Source organism: Planococcus sp. ISL-109 (genome assembly GCF_018613655.1).
Classification (GTDB): domain Bacteria; phylum Bacillota; class Bacilli; order Bacillales_A; family Planococcaceae; genus Planococcus.
Map to the genome: position 1 here is coordinate 40,694 of NZ_JAGGPW010000006.1, position 15,165 is coordinate 55,858.

General features: G+C 49.5%; 18 protein-coding genes and 2 pseudogenes. 6 read left to right on the top strand and 14 right to left on the bottom strand.

The features are described from left to right. Nucleotides 1-28 precede the first annotated feature (28 nt). Both J7E21_RS07830 and J7E21_RS07835 read left to right on the top strand, forming a co-directional pair. Entirely contained in the window at nucleotides 29-667 is a 639-nt protein-coding gene (locus tag J7E21_RS07830) for a superoxide dismutase family protein (RefSeq protein WP_215106358.1), read from the top strand. Between the two features lie 134 nt (nucleotides 668-801). Beyond that, nucleotides 802-1,665, top strand: a pseudogene (locus tag J7E21_RS07835) (SDR family oxidoreductase). A 356-nt stretch (nucleotides 1,666-2,021) separates the two neighbouring features. Here J7E21_RS07835 and J7E21_RS07840 read toward each other — a convergent pair. Together J7E21_RS07840 and J7E21_RS16265 are read right to left on the bottom strand one after the other, a co-directional pair. After that, on the bottom strand, nucleotides 2,022-2,729 hold the full coding sequence (locus tag J7E21_RS07840; RefSeq protein ID WP_215106360.1) for a YqjF family protein: 708 nt from the start codon (nucleotides 2,727-2,729) through the stop codon (nucleotides 2,022-2,024). Between the two features lie 206 nt (nucleotides 2,730-2,935). Beyond that, complete coding sequence (locus tag J7E21_RS16265; protein WP_251047900.1) at nucleotides 2,936-3,106, bottom strand: hypothetical protein; 171 nt, start codon at nucleotides 3,104-3,106, stop codon at nucleotides 2,936-2,938. Nucleotides 3,107-3,254: 148 nt separating this feature from the next. Here J7E21_RS16265 and J7E21_RS07850 point away from each other — a divergent pair, with 148 nt between their 5' ends. Both J7E21_RS07850 and J7E21_RS07855 read left to right on the top strand, forming a co-directional pair. Then, on the top strand, nucleotides 3,255-3,950 hold the full coding sequence (locus J7E21_RS07850; RefSeq protein ID WP_215106362.1) for a type 1 glutamine amidotransferase domain-containing protein: 696 nt from the start codon (nucleotides 3,255-3,257) through the stop codon (nucleotides 3,948-3,950). A gap of 63 nt (nucleotides 3,951-4,013) precedes the next feature. After that, a complete protein-coding gene (locus tag J7E21_RS07855) occupies nucleotides 4,014-4,244 on the top strand; it encodes a hypothetical protein (protein WP_215106364.1) in 231 nt (76 codons plus the stop codon). A gap of 95 nt (nucleotides 4,245-4,339) precedes the next feature. Here the strand turns inward: J7E21_RS07855 and J7E21_RS07860 are convergent, their stop codons facing one another. The 4 genes from J7E21_RS07860 to J7E21_RS07875 all read right to left on the bottom strand — a co-directional run bounded on the left by J7E21_RS07860 (nucleotide 4,340) and on the right by J7E21_RS07875 (nucleotide 8,871). Continuing rightward, nucleotides 4,340-5,515, bottom strand: a complete 1,176-nt coding sequence (locus J7E21_RS07860) for a S1C family serine protease (RefSeq protein WP_215106366.1) — start codon at nucleotides 5,513-5,515, stop codon at nucleotides 4,340-4,342. A gap of 175 nt (nucleotides 5,516-5,690) precedes the next feature. Continuing rightward, nucleotides 5,691-7,097 (bottom strand): sensor histidine kinase, encoded by a 1,407-nt coding sequence (locus J7E21_RS07865; protein ID WP_251047912.1) that lies wholly within the window; start codon nucleotides 7,095-7,097, stop codon nucleotides 5,691-5,693. Continuing rightward, nucleotides 7,087-7,767 (bottom strand): response regulator transcription factor, encoded by a 681-nt coding sequence (locus J7E21_RS07870; RefSeq protein WP_215106368.1) that lies wholly within the window; start codon nucleotides 7,765-7,767, stop codon nucleotides 7,087-7,089. Before J7E21_RS07870 ends, J7E21_RS07865 begins: the two co-directional genes overlap by 11 nt. 90 nt (nucleotides 7,768-7,857) lie before the next feature. Beyond that, nucleotides 7,858-8,871, bottom strand: a complete 1,014-nt coding sequence (locus J7E21_RS07875) for a GTPase (protein WP_215106370.1) — start codon at nucleotides 8,869-8,871, stop codon at nucleotides 7,858-7,860. Nucleotides 8,872-9,019: 148 nt separating this feature from the next. Here J7E21_RS07875 and J7E21_RS07880 point away from each other — a divergent pair, with 148 nt between their 5' ends. Next, nucleotides 9,020-9,346 (top strand): CHY zinc finger protein, encoded by a 327-nt coding sequence (locus tag J7E21_RS07880; RefSeq protein ID WP_215106372.1) that lies wholly within the window; start codon nucleotides 9,020-9,022, stop codon nucleotides 9,344-9,346. Between the two features lie 75 nt (nucleotides 9,347-9,421). Here the strand turns inward: J7E21_RS07880 and J7E21_RS07885 are convergent, their stop codons facing one another. The 7 genes and pseudogenes from J7E21_RS07885 to msrA all read right to left on the bottom strand — a co-directional run bounded on the left by J7E21_RS07885 (nucleotide 9,422) and on the right by msrA (nucleotide 13,589). Continuing rightward, nucleotides 9,422-9,904 (bottom strand): GNAT family N-acetyltransferase, encoded by a 483-nt coding sequence (locus J7E21_RS07885; protein ID WP_215106374.1) that lies wholly within the window; start codon nucleotides 9,902-9,904, stop codon nucleotides 9,422-9,424. Nucleotides 9,905-9,935: 31 nt separating this feature from the next. Continuing rightward, complete coding sequence (locus J7E21_RS07890; protein WP_215106376.1) at nucleotides 9,936-10,763, bottom strand: metallophosphoesterase; 828 nt, start codon at nucleotides 10,761-10,763, stop codon at nucleotides 9,936-9,938. 162 nt (nucleotides 10,764-10,925) lie between these two features. Further along, nucleotides 10,926-11,711 carry an ABC transporter permease subunit gene (locus tag J7E21_RS07895; protein ID WP_215106378.1) on the bottom strand — a complete coding sequence of 262 codons (786 nt, stop codon included), beginning with the start codon at nucleotides 11,709-11,711 and terminating at the stop codon, nucleotides 10,926-10,928. Further along, entirely contained in the window at nucleotides 11,708-12,025 is a 318-nt protein-coding gene (locus tag J7E21_RS16650) for a DUF4162 domain-containing protein (RefSeq protein WP_483313491.1), read from the bottom strand. The genes J7E21_RS07895 and J7E21_RS16650 overlap by 4 nt, the downstream gene beginning before the upstream one ends. A 30-nt stretch (nucleotides 12,026-12,055) precedes the next feature. After that, a pseudogene (locus tag J7E21_RS16655) lies at nucleotides 12,056-12,667 on the bottom strand (ABC transporter ATP-binding protein); the annotation flags it as partial. Beyond that, complete coding sequence (locus tag J7E21_RS07905) at nucleotides 12,586-12,780, bottom strand: PLD nuclease N-terminal domain-containing protein (RefSeq protein WP_483313488.1); 195 nt, start codon at nucleotides 12,778-12,780, stop codon at nucleotides 12,586-12,588. The gene J7E21_RS07905 and the pseudogene J7E21_RS16655, both read right to left, overlap by 82 nt. 134 nt (nucleotides 12,781-12,914) lie before the next feature. Next, nucleotides 12,915-13,589 (bottom strand): peptide-methionine (S)-S-oxide reductase MsrA, encoded by a 675-nt coding sequence (msrA, locus tag J7E21_RS07910; protein ID WP_215106384.1) that lies wholly within the window; start codon nucleotides 13,587-13,589, stop codon nucleotides 12,915-12,917. A gap of 108 nt (nucleotides 13,590-13,697) precedes the next feature. Between msrA and J7E21_RS07915 the strand changes: the two genes are divergently transcribed. Continuing rightward, nucleotides 13,698-14,282: a protein-L-isoaspartate(D-aspartate) O-methyltransferase gene (locus tag J7E21_RS07915; protein WP_215106386.1), complete on the top strand. Its 585-nt coding sequence runs from the start codon at nucleotides 13,698-13,700 to the stop codon at nucleotides 14,280-14,282. A 41-nt stretch (nucleotides 14,283-14,323) separates the two neighbouring features. On the opposite strand, the gene J7E21_RS07920 is transcribed toward J7E21_RS07915, so the two are convergent. Continuing rightward, entirely contained in the window at nucleotides 14,324-14,809 is a 486-nt protein-coding gene (locus tag J7E21_RS07920) for a DUF2243 domain-containing protein (RefSeq protein ID WP_215106388.1), read from the bottom strand. Nucleotides 14,810-15,165 lie beyond the last annotated feature (356 nt).

The window sequence follows — 15,165 nt, forward strand, 5'->3', positions numbered from 1 at the left end:
CATTTTTTAGGAGAAGGGAGACAACACGATGAAATCTTGGTTAAAGATTTTGCTGTTAGGCCTTGTGCTGCTGCTCGCGGCGTGCGGAGATGACACGGATGAACCTCCGACAGAGACGGACGGTGCGGGAGACGCACAAGAAGAGGAAGTTGAAGGCGAAGAAGAAACACCACCCGAAGGCTCGGAAGCAGATCCTGAAGACTCCAGCGAGATTCAAATGCTGACGGTCGAATTTTTAAACGTCGATGGTGATGCAATCGGCACGGCTGAATTGACCGAGGAAGATACAGGCGTCTTAGTGAAATTGAACGTGGAAGGCTTGGAACCTGGAACGCATGGCATCCATTTCCACGAAGAAGGATTATGTGAAGCACCTGATTTCGAATCGGCTGGCGGCCATTTCAACCCGACCGGCGCGAGCCACGGACACGATAACCCGGACGGCCCACATGCCGGCGACCTGAAGAATATCGAAGTAGCCGATGACGGGACGTCGATGGACGAACTGACGGCAGAAAACCTTACGTTGCAAATCGGTGAAGACAACTCCTTATTAAAAGAAGGCGGCACAGCGCTCGTCATCCACGCTTCAGCGGATGACGGCCAGACCGACCCTTCAGGAGATTCCGGTGACCGCATCGCTTGCGGCGTCGTCACAACTGAGTAAAGTTTCCCCAAAACAGCCGGAGAACAATTCTCCGGCTGTTTTTATGTGAACATTTACTCAATGGGAGGGTTACGTTTAGTTGAAAATGGAACGGGAATAACTACCACATATTAGTTGTAAGGAGGAATACATCGATGACAAAAGATAAGTTCGAAAAACCCATGAACAGGTCGACCCGCAAGTGCAGGGCCGCCAACCGGGTATTGAGAGCGAGATGGCTCCAGAACCTATCTACGATGATGAAAATTATCAAGGTGCCGGCAAACTGGAAGGAAAAGTGGCGCTGATTACCGGCGGCGACAGCGGAATCGGGCGCGCGGTTGCCATCGCTTTTGCAAAGGAAGGTGCAAACATCGCCATTGCCTATCTCGACGAACACGAGGATACAGAAAAAACGGTTAAAGCGGCAAAAGCATATAGCGCAGAAGCCTTTAAGTTTGCGACAGATATCAGCCAAGTGGAAAACTGCCATCAACTGGTCGTTGACGTCATCGCCGAGTTCGGCCAATTGAACATTCTCGTCAACAACGCTGGCAAGCAGTTCCCTCAGGAGGATTTCCTGGACATCAGCCCCGAACAACTACGTGAAACCTTTTAAACGAATATTTTCAGCATGTTCTATTTAACACAAGCTGCATTGCCACATCTATCAAAAGGCGACAGCATCATCAATACATCATCCGTCACCGCTTATCGCGGCTCACCTAAGTTGATCGATTATTCATCAACAAAAGGCGCAATCACTAGCTTCACACGCTCTCTGTCTGCTAGTGTCAGCGAACAGGGCATCCGCGTCAATTCCGTAGCACCCGGCCCGATTTGGACGCCTTTGATCCTTGCTTCGTTCGGTGCTGAAAAAGTCGGCGGTCAAGTCGGCGACACGGCGCGGGCAGCCGTCAGAAGTTGCTCCCGCTTATGTTTATCTTGCGTCACAAGATTCCACATATGTCACAGGACAAGCAATTCATATTAGCGGCGGAGACTTTATCAACTCATAACCCCACAAACAACCCAAACGAGAAAGACCGGCCATGTTTAATGGCAGGCTTTTTTTGCTTGTTGAAAAAGTTAAGTTGCTGTCGTTTTGGTTATACTACCTTAAGTCGCTGCTTGCCATATTAAATGAGCTGACCTAGTGGTTTGGAGAAGCGTCCGCTCGACTCCGGCGGAATAGCGAGACGATCGAGACCCCACAGCGAATGAATGTGCGAAGTTTACTGAGCGCATTCATTTGCGACGCTTGAGCGTAGTGAAAGTGGAGCAAACCGAGGAAGCTTGAGCGCGAGCCCGCGGTAAGCTTCGGAAGGCCACGTTTGATTATGCTTTCTCGACAGCCTGGAAAAGCCGGCCATATTTAATGGCCGGCTCTTTTTTTCGTTTCCGCGACTGGCGGATAAATACGCGCATGCAGCACTGCCGAAAAATGCGCCAGCGGCTGAAGAGCATTCAAATCGATAGGCAGGAACGCTGCCAGGGAATTTTCGGCTATTTCAATATGGACGTTTTGCAATTGCCACGGCGCATGTTCGATATCGACCCGATATAATATGTCGTCCGGCTTTGTCCATAAACAATACCGTTCCGTCAGCCACAGTTCCAGCTCGGAAGCCTCGATTATTCCAGCGGCTGGCGTATAGCCCATCCGGAAATCTTCACTTCCGTTCTTGCCGGCATAATGGCTTAAAAACAAACGCCGATTCTCCTTTTTTACAAATCTCATTCGGGCATAGCGGTATGGCAGAAAACCTCCAGCGCTTGCCGCCTTCACAGCGAGTAAGCTATCCGCGTCCAAGCTGAAAAAGAATACCCCGGAACGCCCACGGTAGCGCACGTACGTCCGGACATTCAGCTCGCGGTACTTCCTTACAAATGGAATCGGCAACGAAAAGCGCGGGCGTGTCTGATCCGCGACAAGCGGAACAACGCCTAGCCATGCTTGCCCTTCGAACACATCGACCTCGAGTTCCTGCGGGATAAACGGCCGCAGCCACTCTGTAGAAACGGGCCAATGCAAAAACACCAGATCCCGCCACGTCTGAGCCATAATCCAAGACCTGTTCATCTGGTTTCCCTCCTAAATTCTTATTTTTTTCCGGGCATCGTAAACTACTCTCACATCAAAAATGAAACGGAGAATAAGCTCTTCACCTCGTGTTCCGTTGATCCTATCTACTGGCCTTTCAGCAGCGTATCACGCAACTCATGTGCTCAGAGCTTTAATACCATTTTCAGGTCGAACATTACCACTTTTTAGTTATTTACCCAGAGTTAAATCAACAAAACAGAGTTGCTCATGTTTTTAGATAATAGTGAATTTCGCTGCTTTATAGTTTGTATTTTATCATCAAGGGCAGGGTCTGTGACGATGGTTCCGACTTTACTGCCGTCGAGCATCGCCTCCAGCAACTGAATCTGTGTATCCACTTCTAATTTTTTCATCTACTAGTTCACCTCAAATATTTCACTCATTTCATCGTAGCATAGCTTCGCTTTTTGCCGAAATCGGGGCAGCTTTGAAGTTTCAGGAAACCGCCAGAGGGTAAATGAAACAGCAAGAGCATTTTTTAGAAATGGAGAGGATCATCGAATGGCAAAAGTATTAGCGGTATTATCGAGTGGTTACGCAAATGAAGAACATAATTACGTCACTGGCTGGTGGGCGGAAGAATTATTCGCACCCATCGCAGAACTCGAAAAAGCAGGACATGCGGTGGAACTCGCTTCCATCAAAGGCGGCAAACCTGTCGTTGATCCTTTAAGCTTGAACAAAGCCTATGATCCGGAAGGCAAGTATAAAAAACTATACGATTCCGGGATTGCGGATAAAACAACACCTGTCGTCGATGTGAAAGCAAGCGATTATGACGCGATTATGATTGTCGGTGGACATGGCGCGATGTTCGACTTGGCGCATGACAGCGATTTGCACGCCGTCATTAACATCGTCCATGAAACAAACGGCATCGTATCGGCTGTCTGCCACGGGCCGGCTCCACTCGTCTTCACGAAAACAAAAGAGGGGCAGCCGTTATTGCAAGGCTTGAACGTGACCGGCTATCCGAATGACATGGAACCGGAAGAACTGGAGAGCCTGTTGCCATTTAGCTTAGAGGACGAAATGAGCAAAATCGGCCAATACGATAAAGGCGAGGGACAGGAGGGGTTTGTCATTTGGGGCAGCGATCGTTTATTGACTGGACGGGACCCTGGGTCATCAGAGGCATTTGGCCGTGAACTCGCTAAAAAGCTGACAGAACTCGAAGCACACCCGCTCGACAAATAAGTGGATTTACCCAACATTAAAATGGGTATTGGATAAAACAAGCAGTATTGAGGAGGAAACCTAATGGATAAAGATAAGGATAAGCAGCAGGACAAAGAACAGGAATATATGAAAACAAGCGAGCAGGAATTAGAAAAAAAACAACCGATGCCAGAAAAAGAAGGTCTTGAACAGCCAAGAAAAACGGGCTATAAACCGTTGCAATTGGGCATGATTATTTTCGCCATTGCTGTTTTAGTCATTGTCGGTTTTGCGATCGGCTTTGATTGGTTCGGCCTGTTCGGCACTAACTAAAAACGCATTGCGCATCATTTGCATAGCAAGAAAAGCCGGCGAAAAGGAGATCCTTTTCGCCGGCTTTTGTATTTCTGCATTTTTCACTTTGCCCTTTAGAATTGCTCGCTCAAGGGAACTTCGAAAGTTTTCAGTTCACCATCTCGATACGCCTTCACCGTCAAGACATCCCCGACATTCACTTCACTATATAAATATTGGCGCAGCTCTAAAACAGATGCTACTGCTTTGCCGTTCAATTCGACAATTGTATCTTTTGCCTGCATGCCCGCTTGAGCCGCTCCTGAACCTTCCTGAACCGACTGGACGATAATACCATCTTCCACTTGCTCCGGCAAATTCAATTCAGAAGCCCTAATGTCAGCGGGAACTTGTTTAAGATCCAGCAGCGAAACGCCAATCGACGGGCGGACCACTTCCCCGCTGCTTTCGAGTTCAGCGATGATTGGAATCGCTGAGTTGATCGGAATCGCCAGCCCGATCCCTTCTACAGCATCTTGGGCGATTTTCATCGAGTTGATGCCGATCACTTGGCCTTGCGCATTCAATAGCGCACCCCCGCTATTGCCGGGGTTGATCACGGCATCGGTTTGAAGCACTTCGGATTGCCAGTCTTCCTGGCCATCATTATTGATGTCAATCGGGACTGCGCGCTCTGTTCCGGAAATGACACCCGTCGTCACTGAACCGGAAAATTGAAGGCCGAGCGGATTGCCGATTGCAATGACCGGTTCGCCGGATTTCAGGACAGACGAATCGCCGAACTCCGCGACAGTTTCAATCGTTTCCCCTGCCACCTTCAACACTGCGAGGTCTGTCCAGACGTCCGTCCCAAGCACTTCCGCTTTTAGTTCTTCTCCGTTCGCGAGCGTCACGACCACTTCTTCTGCGCCGTCGACGACGTGATGATTGGTGACGATAAATGCTTCCTCGCCCTGTTTTTTATAAATGACGCCAGATCCGGCACCTGCTTCTTGCGTGGAAGTTTGCGCAAAAGGGTTGTTGCTCGCTTGAAGGTTCGACACACCGACGACTGCGTCCGCCGTCCGGTCGACCGTTTCCGTCACATCGGTGGTGACGACTGCCGATGCACTTTGCAGTTCGCTGCTTTGCTCAGTAACTGTCAGCGGTTCGTTGCTTCCGGTATCCGCTCCTGTCATCATCGTCCCGACAAGCAATGCACCGGCCAAGACGCCGCCAAAACTAGAAGCCATATAGCGTTTCCAGGAAGCTTTTGTGTCTTTCTGCTGATTTGTGTTGTAATAGCCCACCTTTTCCATCTCCTTCGGCATTTTTTGTCGTTTGCCCGCGGGCTTTCGATAGTTTAATCATACAAACCATATATGAAAAATGTATGACCAAACATGCAACAGAAATGGAAAGTTTACGCTAACTTATGCTGCATGAAAACGCCTGCCGTAAGCGTACGGCAGGCGTTCGGCATCTTTAATTGTCAGTCTTTTTTTGATGCGGCAGGCGGATAGTAAACTTCGTTCCGCGACCCTTCTCGCTTTCCACCGAAATTTCGCCGTCATGCAAAGTGACCAACTGGCGAACAATCGAGAGGCCAAGGCCGAATTGGCCGCTGCCCCGCGACATATCCGCTTTATAGAAACGCCGCCAGATCATTTCGAGTTCTTCGACCGCGATGCCTTGGCCGGTATCTTCCACTTCGAGCCGAATCGCATCTTGTTCTGCGTGCGCTCTCAGCGTGATGTCGCCGTTTTCAGTAAATTGGATACTGTTTTTCACGATGTTCACGAGAATTTGGATGAGGCGGTCCATATCCCCGTAAACCATGTCACCAGGCACTGCTTCGATGAGCAAGCGGTCCCCTTTTTCCGCCGCCTGCAATTGCAGTTGCTCCTGGATGATTTCTAGCAACTCACTCGCTTCGATTTGTTCTTTCATCAGTGCTACTTGATTCGAACGGATTTTTTCATAATCCAAGTTTTCGTTGACCAAGCGCATCAGCCGCTTCGTTTCTTCACTGACTAGACGGATGCCTTTCTCGCGCTGTTGTTCCTCGATCATGCCGCTCTTCAAGCCTTCGATCACGCCGGCAATGGTCGTCAGCGGCGTCCGCATTTCGTGTGAAACGTCCGCCATAAAGCGCCTCCTGCGATTTTCGAGTTGTTCGATTTCTTCATTGGAACGCTGCAGCTTGTCCGCCATGACATTAAAATCATGTGCCAAATCGCCGAACTCATCAAAATTCGATTCCGGCAAATTCACTTGGTAATGCCCTTCGCTGATCATCGATGTCGCTTGTCGCATGCGCTGCAGCCTCGTCACGTGGATTTTCGCCAGCAACAGGCTGAGCAGGAGTGCAAAAGGCAGTGAGATGGCGATCACGGCGACCAAAGTCCGGTTCAGCTCGGTCACCATCTCCCGGATGCCGCTGATCGGTGCGGCGAGCAATACGCCTCCTGCTAGCGTGCTGCCTTGGACATACGGCAGCGCAACAAAGGTCATCGACCGATCGAACCGGTCGGTATCCCGGTGGACGACCAAGGTTTCCCCCCGCTCGATGACGTTCCATTCTTCAGGCGTCAGCTCGACAGACGGAAAATTGCCGTTGACGGGATACAGAATACGGCTTTGCTGGTCAAAAACGATGAAATTGATGTTTTGCGACTCGAGCACAGTCACATACGATTGCAGGTCCGTACCTGGGCGCGCTTGTTCGAGTTCCTGCAGAATCTGTTCCCCGTAGCGCTCGAGCTCTTCGGCTTTATCGGAATATGCCACTCGTTCGCCGTAGAAAATGAACAGTGTGCTTAAAATCGCCACCGCAAACATCAAGACACCCATATGGCTAGCAATCAGTTGGTAGAAATATTTAATCCGCAAGTTCTTCAAATTTATAGCCCACTCCCCACACCGTATGGAAGAGTCGGTCCCCTTCCGGAATTTTTTTTCGCAAGCGCTTGATATGGACATCGACTGTCCGTTCGTCGCCGTAAAACTGATAGCCCCAAACTTGTTCGAGCAATTGCTCCCTGCTGAACACCTGTTTCGGATGCTGGAGGAAAAACAGCAGCAAGTCGAATTCTTTCGGCGTCAAATTATCGATCGGTTCGCCGTCTTTCAATACTTCACGAGTTTCTTTCCGTGCGAAGAAATGGACAGTTCGGATACCCGCATCAAAACTGTCCCCCTTGCGTGACCTTCTGGCGACCGCTTTAATGCGCGCCATTAACGTGAGCGGGCTGAACGGCTTGGTGACATAATCATCGGCCCCCATTTCAAATCCAATCACTTGGTCGGATTCACTGTCTTTGGCCGTCAGCATGATGATCGGCACCTCGCTACCCGTCTCACGGATTTTCCGGCACAAGGCAATGCCGTCCATCCCCGGAAGCATCCAGTCCAGAACGAGCAGATCATAGTCGCCTTCCTGGAATTTGCGGTAGCCTTCCAGCCCATCGCTGGCAAAGTCCCCTTCTAGGCCTTCTTTTGAAAAAAACAGCTCCAGCATCGAACTGACACTCGGGTTGTCTTCCACTACCAATATCTTCATCTCGTGCACCTCCGGCATTCTCATTCCATCATTATTCCATATACAAAGATTAAAAAACCGTCCTGCAAAAAGCAAGGACGGCTAAGTGGATCAAGCGTTCTTATCGCGCTTTTTCAGCTTTTCATACAAGCTGCCGATCATTACGTAATCGATGGCAATGTCGTTTTCATAAGCATATTTCACGCCGTAGCCGAGTGCAAGCGTCATGGCACTGGCAACTGTCCCGCCGATAATCGAACCGGCTCCCGGAATGAACTTCAGCGCCTGGCGGTAAAGCGTATGGCCAATCGTCTGCGTCGCCGTAATGACGATCATGTCTTTTGCCGCTTTTTTCGTCAGCGGTTTATCGTACAGGTTCGATAGTTTGACGATCAGTCCGACCTGCAGCGTCGTCAAAGGCAAAACGTCCGATCCTGGAATCGGAGACGCGCCGATGATTCCTGCTGATACACCCGCACCTACGATCCAGCGCGTTGCGGCGGATGATTTCTCTTTCATGCTTTTGGCGAAGAGCAGGTCTTTCCCCTTCTTTTCGAGAAGCAACAGAATCTCTTTCTTTAAGTTGTCCAAGTTTTCTTCGGTCTTTGAAGACACCGGAATCACTTTGTATTTGCTTTTCGTGTGTCCCTTGATGAACTTGACGATTGATGGGATGTCTTCCGCCGCATCGATTTTATTCAAGACGATGAGAATGTCTTTATTATGCTTTTCGATTTCAGCGAATTTCTGTTTTTCGCTCTCTGAAAAGACCGTTCCGGCAGCGTTCAGGAAAAATAGCACAACGTCCGATTGCTGAACGAATTCCAAGGTCTTTTTCGGGTTTTTGTCATTCGGGTCATTGAGTCCCGGTGTATCCATGAATTTGATGTTTTCCAAGCCGCGGATATTATATGGATCCACGCTGACCGTCTCGCCAGGCATCGGATTGGTGCTTGCAATATCTTCACCGATGATTTTATTGACTGTCGATGATTTTCCGGCATTGACTTCACCTATCAACGAAATCAGCAATTCCTGATCAAGCGCATCGTTCACTTTTTTCATTTCGTCTTCAAACACTTTATCCATCGCGCGCATGACCTCATCTTCGAACTCCTTAACCATTGGCCAGTCTCCTCCTTCAACTTACTTAACTCCATTATAAAGGCATAGGGCGCCCGCGACCATTTTCAGCCACCTAGCCGAACTCGTTAAGCGCCGCATTTCATAGTAGCATGAAAGAAATACGACAAATCAGAAGGAGTGTCGCTCTATGTGTGAACGTCCCCAAGTATTCGGCCTGGATGTCGACCCGGAAACCCGCTGCCGCCATTACCATTCGGAAAATGACCGGATCGCCATCCGCTTCCATTGCTGCAATAGTTTTTTTCCATGCTTCGAATGCCACAAAGCGCTCGGTTGCGGGCATCATTCTGTGTGGCCGAAAGAGCGATTCCATGAGAAAGCGATTTTATGTGGGGCATGCAGCACGGAACTTTCAATCCGCGAATACCTCGACTGTGCATCCCATTGCCCGAACTGTTCCACTGCATTCAATCCCGGCTGCAACCTCCATAAACATCTGTATTTCGAAACGTGAGAAAACCAGAAAAACTCTCGGCTCCACTGAATAAAAATCACCCCGAAGCAATGTTTCCACGCCTTCGGGGTGATTTTATTCTTTCACTTTCAGGCACATGACGAGCTGCTCGCCTTTTGGCCCCATGATGCGCCTGCCGGTATCTTCAAAGCCGACTTTTTTGTATAAATTCTGCGCTGCGCTGTTTCGGGCATTCACACCGAGCACGACTTCATTAAATTCGGTGAACTCCTCTTTCATAAAAGCAGGCAAGGCATCGAGTGAGCCTGTCGCTATGCCGCGCCCTTGGAATTTCGGATTGACCGAATAACCGCGCAGCAATAACGCTTTCGGGTTGTCGGAACATCTTTTCCGGTCACTGGACTCATCGAGCTCGAAAAATCCGGCCACTTCCCCGCGCGCCCGGATGACGACCAGGTGCTTCTCGGGATTTCCGGCATCCCGTTTGATGAGGTCTTGAGGAAGGCTCGTAAATTCCTGCTGGTCTGCCGGCAGTTCATACGATATAGTCGTTTTCTTTGTATGACAATGCAACGTCACTTCACTTTTTCTGATCACGAAATGAGTCCCCCTAAACAGATGATTATTGCTATTCTTTCTCCAAAGTCACCACGACAACTTCCGGCAAATTGAAAATCCGGAGCGGGAACCCGCTATTGCCGAGTCCCCTGCTGAGGATCAATTGCGTATCACCCGACTCAAAGACCCCTTCTGTCATATCCGGGAACCAGCCTTGCCCGGGAGCAATCAGGCCGCCAAGACCCGGAATGCGGATCTGGCCACCGTGGGCATGGCCGGCGAATACTGCATCAACGCCTTCACTTGCATAGACTTCCAATTGTTCAGGGCGATGCGCGAGCAATAAGGTAAACTCTTCCCCCAACCCGGCTTCTGTAATGCTGTTGCGTGTGAACTCTTCTTCATTAAAAAAGACGTCCATCAACGGGTCGTCAATGCCCCCAATACGCACCGATTCTCCATCCTCTTCCCACATCACTGAACGGTTGCGCAACACTTCTACGCCTCGTTCTTCCAAGGCAGGAATGATTTCATCATCCAGCCGGTTTGAGGAAACTTCATGGTTGCCGATGACGTAATAAACCTCACTCATCTCCACAAGGCCATCGACAGCAGCCAAGCTTCTCCCCAAATCGTAGTGGTTGCTGTCGATCAAATCACCCGTAATGAAAATCACATCCGGATTCGCCGCTTTCACTTTCGACACTAGCGATTTTTGTTCATTTCCAAACTCTGTATTGTGCAGGTCCGAAACTTGGACGATGCGCTTGCCGGCAAACGCATCCGGCAATTTTTCCGATTGAATCGTGTATTCGGTCGTAACGATCCATTTATTATTGACCCAGACAAAACCCCACAGGAGCAATGCCACAAAAAGTAATGCGATCAGTTTCTTCATAAACAATTCCTCAATTCATTATTATGGCCCGTGCATATAATGCTTTATTCTACAACAGAGGCCTCGGTTCGGACAAAGCATTTCATCTGCCGCCAAATCCTGTTCTTATTCTACCAGCATTCGCACAAAATAAAAGCAATCAGCTAACGCAGCTGATTGCTTTTATACTTTTGCTTTCGAACGATTTCTTTTCGAGAACCAAATACCGAAAGCTGCAAGTCCGAAGATGCATATGATAGCAAGTAAAACTGCCCCGACAAACGCTCCCCCATCCGGGCCAATATCTAAAAAGGCTGCGGCGTAATTCGGCAATTTGAGCGGTGACCATATCCACCGGCTGCCGAGCAGGCCATCGACGAGCTGAGCAATAATCAATACGGTAAGTGCGAGCGCTGCGGTAAGCCCCGCGCTTGGCATGGCTGCACTCGCGAACAAAATCATTGTGACGACAAGCAAAATCCATAAGCTATACGTGATGGCAAATAGAAGGAAGTCTCCGAACGGCACCGCTGAAAACAGCACCGCTGTATAATAATAACCTGCTAGAAAGCCTGTCCATATGCTAATCATCGCAATCAGAGAAGCCATCATCCATTTGCTGAGAAAATAGGACGTGAACGATAACGGCCTTGCATATAAAAGTGTCGCCGTGCCATTTCTTCGTTCGCCGGCTATGCTCCCCATGTAGGCAAGGACCAAAACGAGCATTCCAATCGTCTGGAACTGTCCCATGACAGCAACGAGCAATTGTTCGGGTTCAGGCTCCGGAAACTCGATGACTGCACCGTCCGGCAAACCGCCGGCAGCATCCAGAATCTGCGGCAGATAGTAGTTTGATAGCGGTTCAGTCACGCCAAGCAGGATAAACACGACAGGAATCCAGAAAACTTTATAATTACGTACATTTTCCCGCCATTCCTTCAATAGCAGTGTGGATAATTGCTTCATTTTTCTGCCACCACCTTGAGGAAAATATCTTCCAAACTCGCCGTTTCCTGCTCCACGCCGAGTACCCGCCCGCCATTTGCTGCCAGGTAGCGGAACACATCCTGCATAACCGGCTCTTCCGCTTTTACCGGAAGTACCGCCGCTGCGCCTTTAGCCGTAGCTGGCCACGGTGACTCGCGCACAAACCTTTCCGCAGCGTCAGTGTTTTCAAAGCGAATCTGTATTTGCGGATCGGCATATCGGCTGCGCACTTGATCGAGCGATCCTTGTTCGACGAGGCGCCCTTTCCGCAAAAATAAAAGCTGATCCGTCATTTCTTCAGCATCATTCAAAATATGGGTGGAATATAAAATAGTCGTTTGCCCCAGAAGTGATTTCAAGAGCTCCATCACTTCCCGGCGACCTGTCGGATCCAAAGAAGAAATCGGTTCATCCAGCAGCAATAAACTCGGCTGATGTACCATTGCCTGCGCAAGTCCGAGCCGTTGCTTCATACCGCCGGAAAAACCGCCGACCTTTTTACCTGCAACTTGGTGAAGTCCGACAAACTCCAAGGTCCGCTGTGCTTGCTGGCGCGCTTTTCTCGGGTCGACTCCGCTAAGCTTCGCTGCCATTTCCGTAAATTCCAAAGCTGTGAGCCATGGAAAAAATCGGGGATATTGCGGCAGAAACCCGACCGACAACCCTTTCTTGCGCTGAATTTCCCCGCCCGTCGACTCGAGTAATCCGGCAAGCATCGACAAAGTCGTCGTCTTACCGGATCCATTAGGCCCAATCAGCGCCGTCGCACTGCCTTCAGTAAGTTCGAAGTCCACTCTATCAACTGCCTGCTCTGTCCCAAAACGCTTAGATAATGCCCTGACTTCCAAGACGTTCAATAATTCCGCCTCCCTATTATAAAGTATAGAATGGGGCCGATAATATTCAATAGGACGATAATGGCTGCCCACATCCATTTCGGTCCGTTCGGATTCGGGTTTTTGATCAAATCGACAAGCGCGAAGATCATTAACGCTAATTGCAGGAGCAAAATGGGCAGCACCAGCAATAATGCCTGTTCATCTATCATGTTCATCCCCCTTGCCTGACTGTTGTTCAATGCCTGTTCTTACTTCGCTACATCCGCTCACTGTCCCTGCTTCCACACGAAAAAAGGCCGCAATCAGCGGCTTTTGATATGCTCTATAAGTCGAACGGATTCACTTACCATTTAAGCTCCAATAGCAGCTGTTGCAGGATTATGCGATGGTCTTGTGGAAGTTTCCATAAATCGAGTTCATCCATCAACTGCTTGCGGTTGCCGAAGCCTTTGACAAAACCGTTCAGCCGGGCCGCAAATGCCGAATCGGTCAGCAACGCTTCCTCAGGATAGAGCTCAGCCAATTGGTCCATTGCTTTCGGATAACGTTTCAAATAATATTTCTGATGGCGCTCTTCTGCCTCCGTAAAACCAGCATACGGCCGTATTTCGGTTTCTATGGGCTCGTTCAGGTGCTGTTCCCTTTCCTCTTTCACTTGAACGATGAGCTGACGCTGCTCTTCCGAATGCCAAAACAGCAAAGAAATGTACTGGCGACCTTTATAGGCATCCCGGTTCGGGTAATGGTTCCACCAAAACTCCCTTAATAGATCCTCATAGCGAATCTGATGCGGATCAAATTCCACTTGAAGCGTCTCCGTGTGATCTCCCATCCGGCGATAGCTTGGCGTAGGCATTGAACCGCCAGCATAGCCTGTCCGGGTCCGGATGACACCGGGCAGCGAACCGAAGCGGGCATCTGGACCCCAAAAGCAGCCCATGCCGAACGTAGCAGTTTCAAGCTTCCTGCCATCCTCAATCAAACAGCGTTCGAGGGTGGAAATTGTCTGTTTCCCCATATGTTTCTCCTCCTTTCAAGAGCTGCCTTTTGTGCTTCGGCACGGTTTTGCCTTATGATAGTACCAAGGAATCCACAAGAAAAAATCGAATGAAAGCAGGTGCATCGCATGACTGGACGAAAACACGACATCACTGCTTATTTCCGCTCACTCGACCGCCGCACTTTTATGGATAACCAAATGGAAGATGCTGCGCGTGATGAAGCGCTGCCTATCGGCCATGGCCAAACCATCTCTCAGCCTTCTCTCGTACTCGAAATGACGCTAGCACTCGATGTGCAAGACCATCACAAAGTGCTCGAGATCGGCACCGGTTCCGGATTTCAAACCGCTCTCCTTGCTGCATTTTCACAACAAGTCTATACCATAGAGAAGATCCCGCAGCTTCATGAGCGCGCGGTCCTGCGCCTAAAGGAAAAGGGATTCCACAACATTCATTTTCTGTTGGGCGACGGCAGTCTCGGTTGGGCTGAGCACGCCCCATATGACCGCATAATGGTCACCGCAGCCGCAGCCGCCATCCCGCAGGAATTGCTGGACCAATTGGCGCCAGGCGGGCGCATGATCATTCCTGTAGGCGGCCGGTTCAGCCAAGATCTTCTCGCAATCGATAAAACAATAGATGGGAAGCTGGAAAAAACGGCACTCGAAGCTGTGCGCTTTGTCCCTTTGAAAGGAAAGTACGAATACTGAAAAACCCTTTGCTGAAGACCATGCAGCAAAGGACAGCAAAATCAATCATGCATTTTAGACGCTTCGCGCAAAATTGTCCAGCCGAGAAAGATCAAGAAAGCACCGCCGCCTAACCAAAGTGACTCATAGAACAATGGGTTTTCGACGTCTCTGATTGTGTGCAGCTGCAGCAATTGCCGGAAAATCAAACTATCCCACAACAACAATGCACCGCCGCCGATCAGTACACTTCCGAAAAAGCGTGCTGGCCAGAATGCTTTTCTTGTTGCCAGGTCGACAGCGATCCAAAGTGACAGGACGGTCAAGACCCAGCCGATCAGCTGGTAAACACCTTCCCCCGTCAGCAAAGCTTGCGGGCCGTTTCCTTCGTAGAAATGATGCCATTGCAAAAAGAAATGAAAGACGCTCTGCTCCAGAACCGAAAATGTTCCGGCTCCAAACAACAGGCCCGCCCAAAAATTCCGGGTAGTGTGCACTCGCCGATTTCTCGCTTTTGTAAGATCTGTTTTCCGTTCGGCAGAAACCATTCGAGCTCCCCCTTCCTCCTGACCATATGCTGTATTTTCAAATTATACCCGCTCTTTCAGGCCGCAAACCGCTCCGACAGTTCAGATACGGCGATTAATTCAATTCTGACGGAATTTCGCTTTTAGATAAGGGATAATTAACCAAATAATTTTATCATATATGTTGAACTAAAGAAATATCAGTGAATTACCACTACTACTTGACCACTAACAATTTGCGAACAAACAAACAGATATGTAGCAAAACTACGGAGAAAACCGTGCTGCGCACTGCGTCGCAAAGGATTGCCCTCGCAAGGTCGGGCACCTTTCCCGCGGGAAATGAATAAGCGAAGGGGAAGCTGAGCTTATTCATT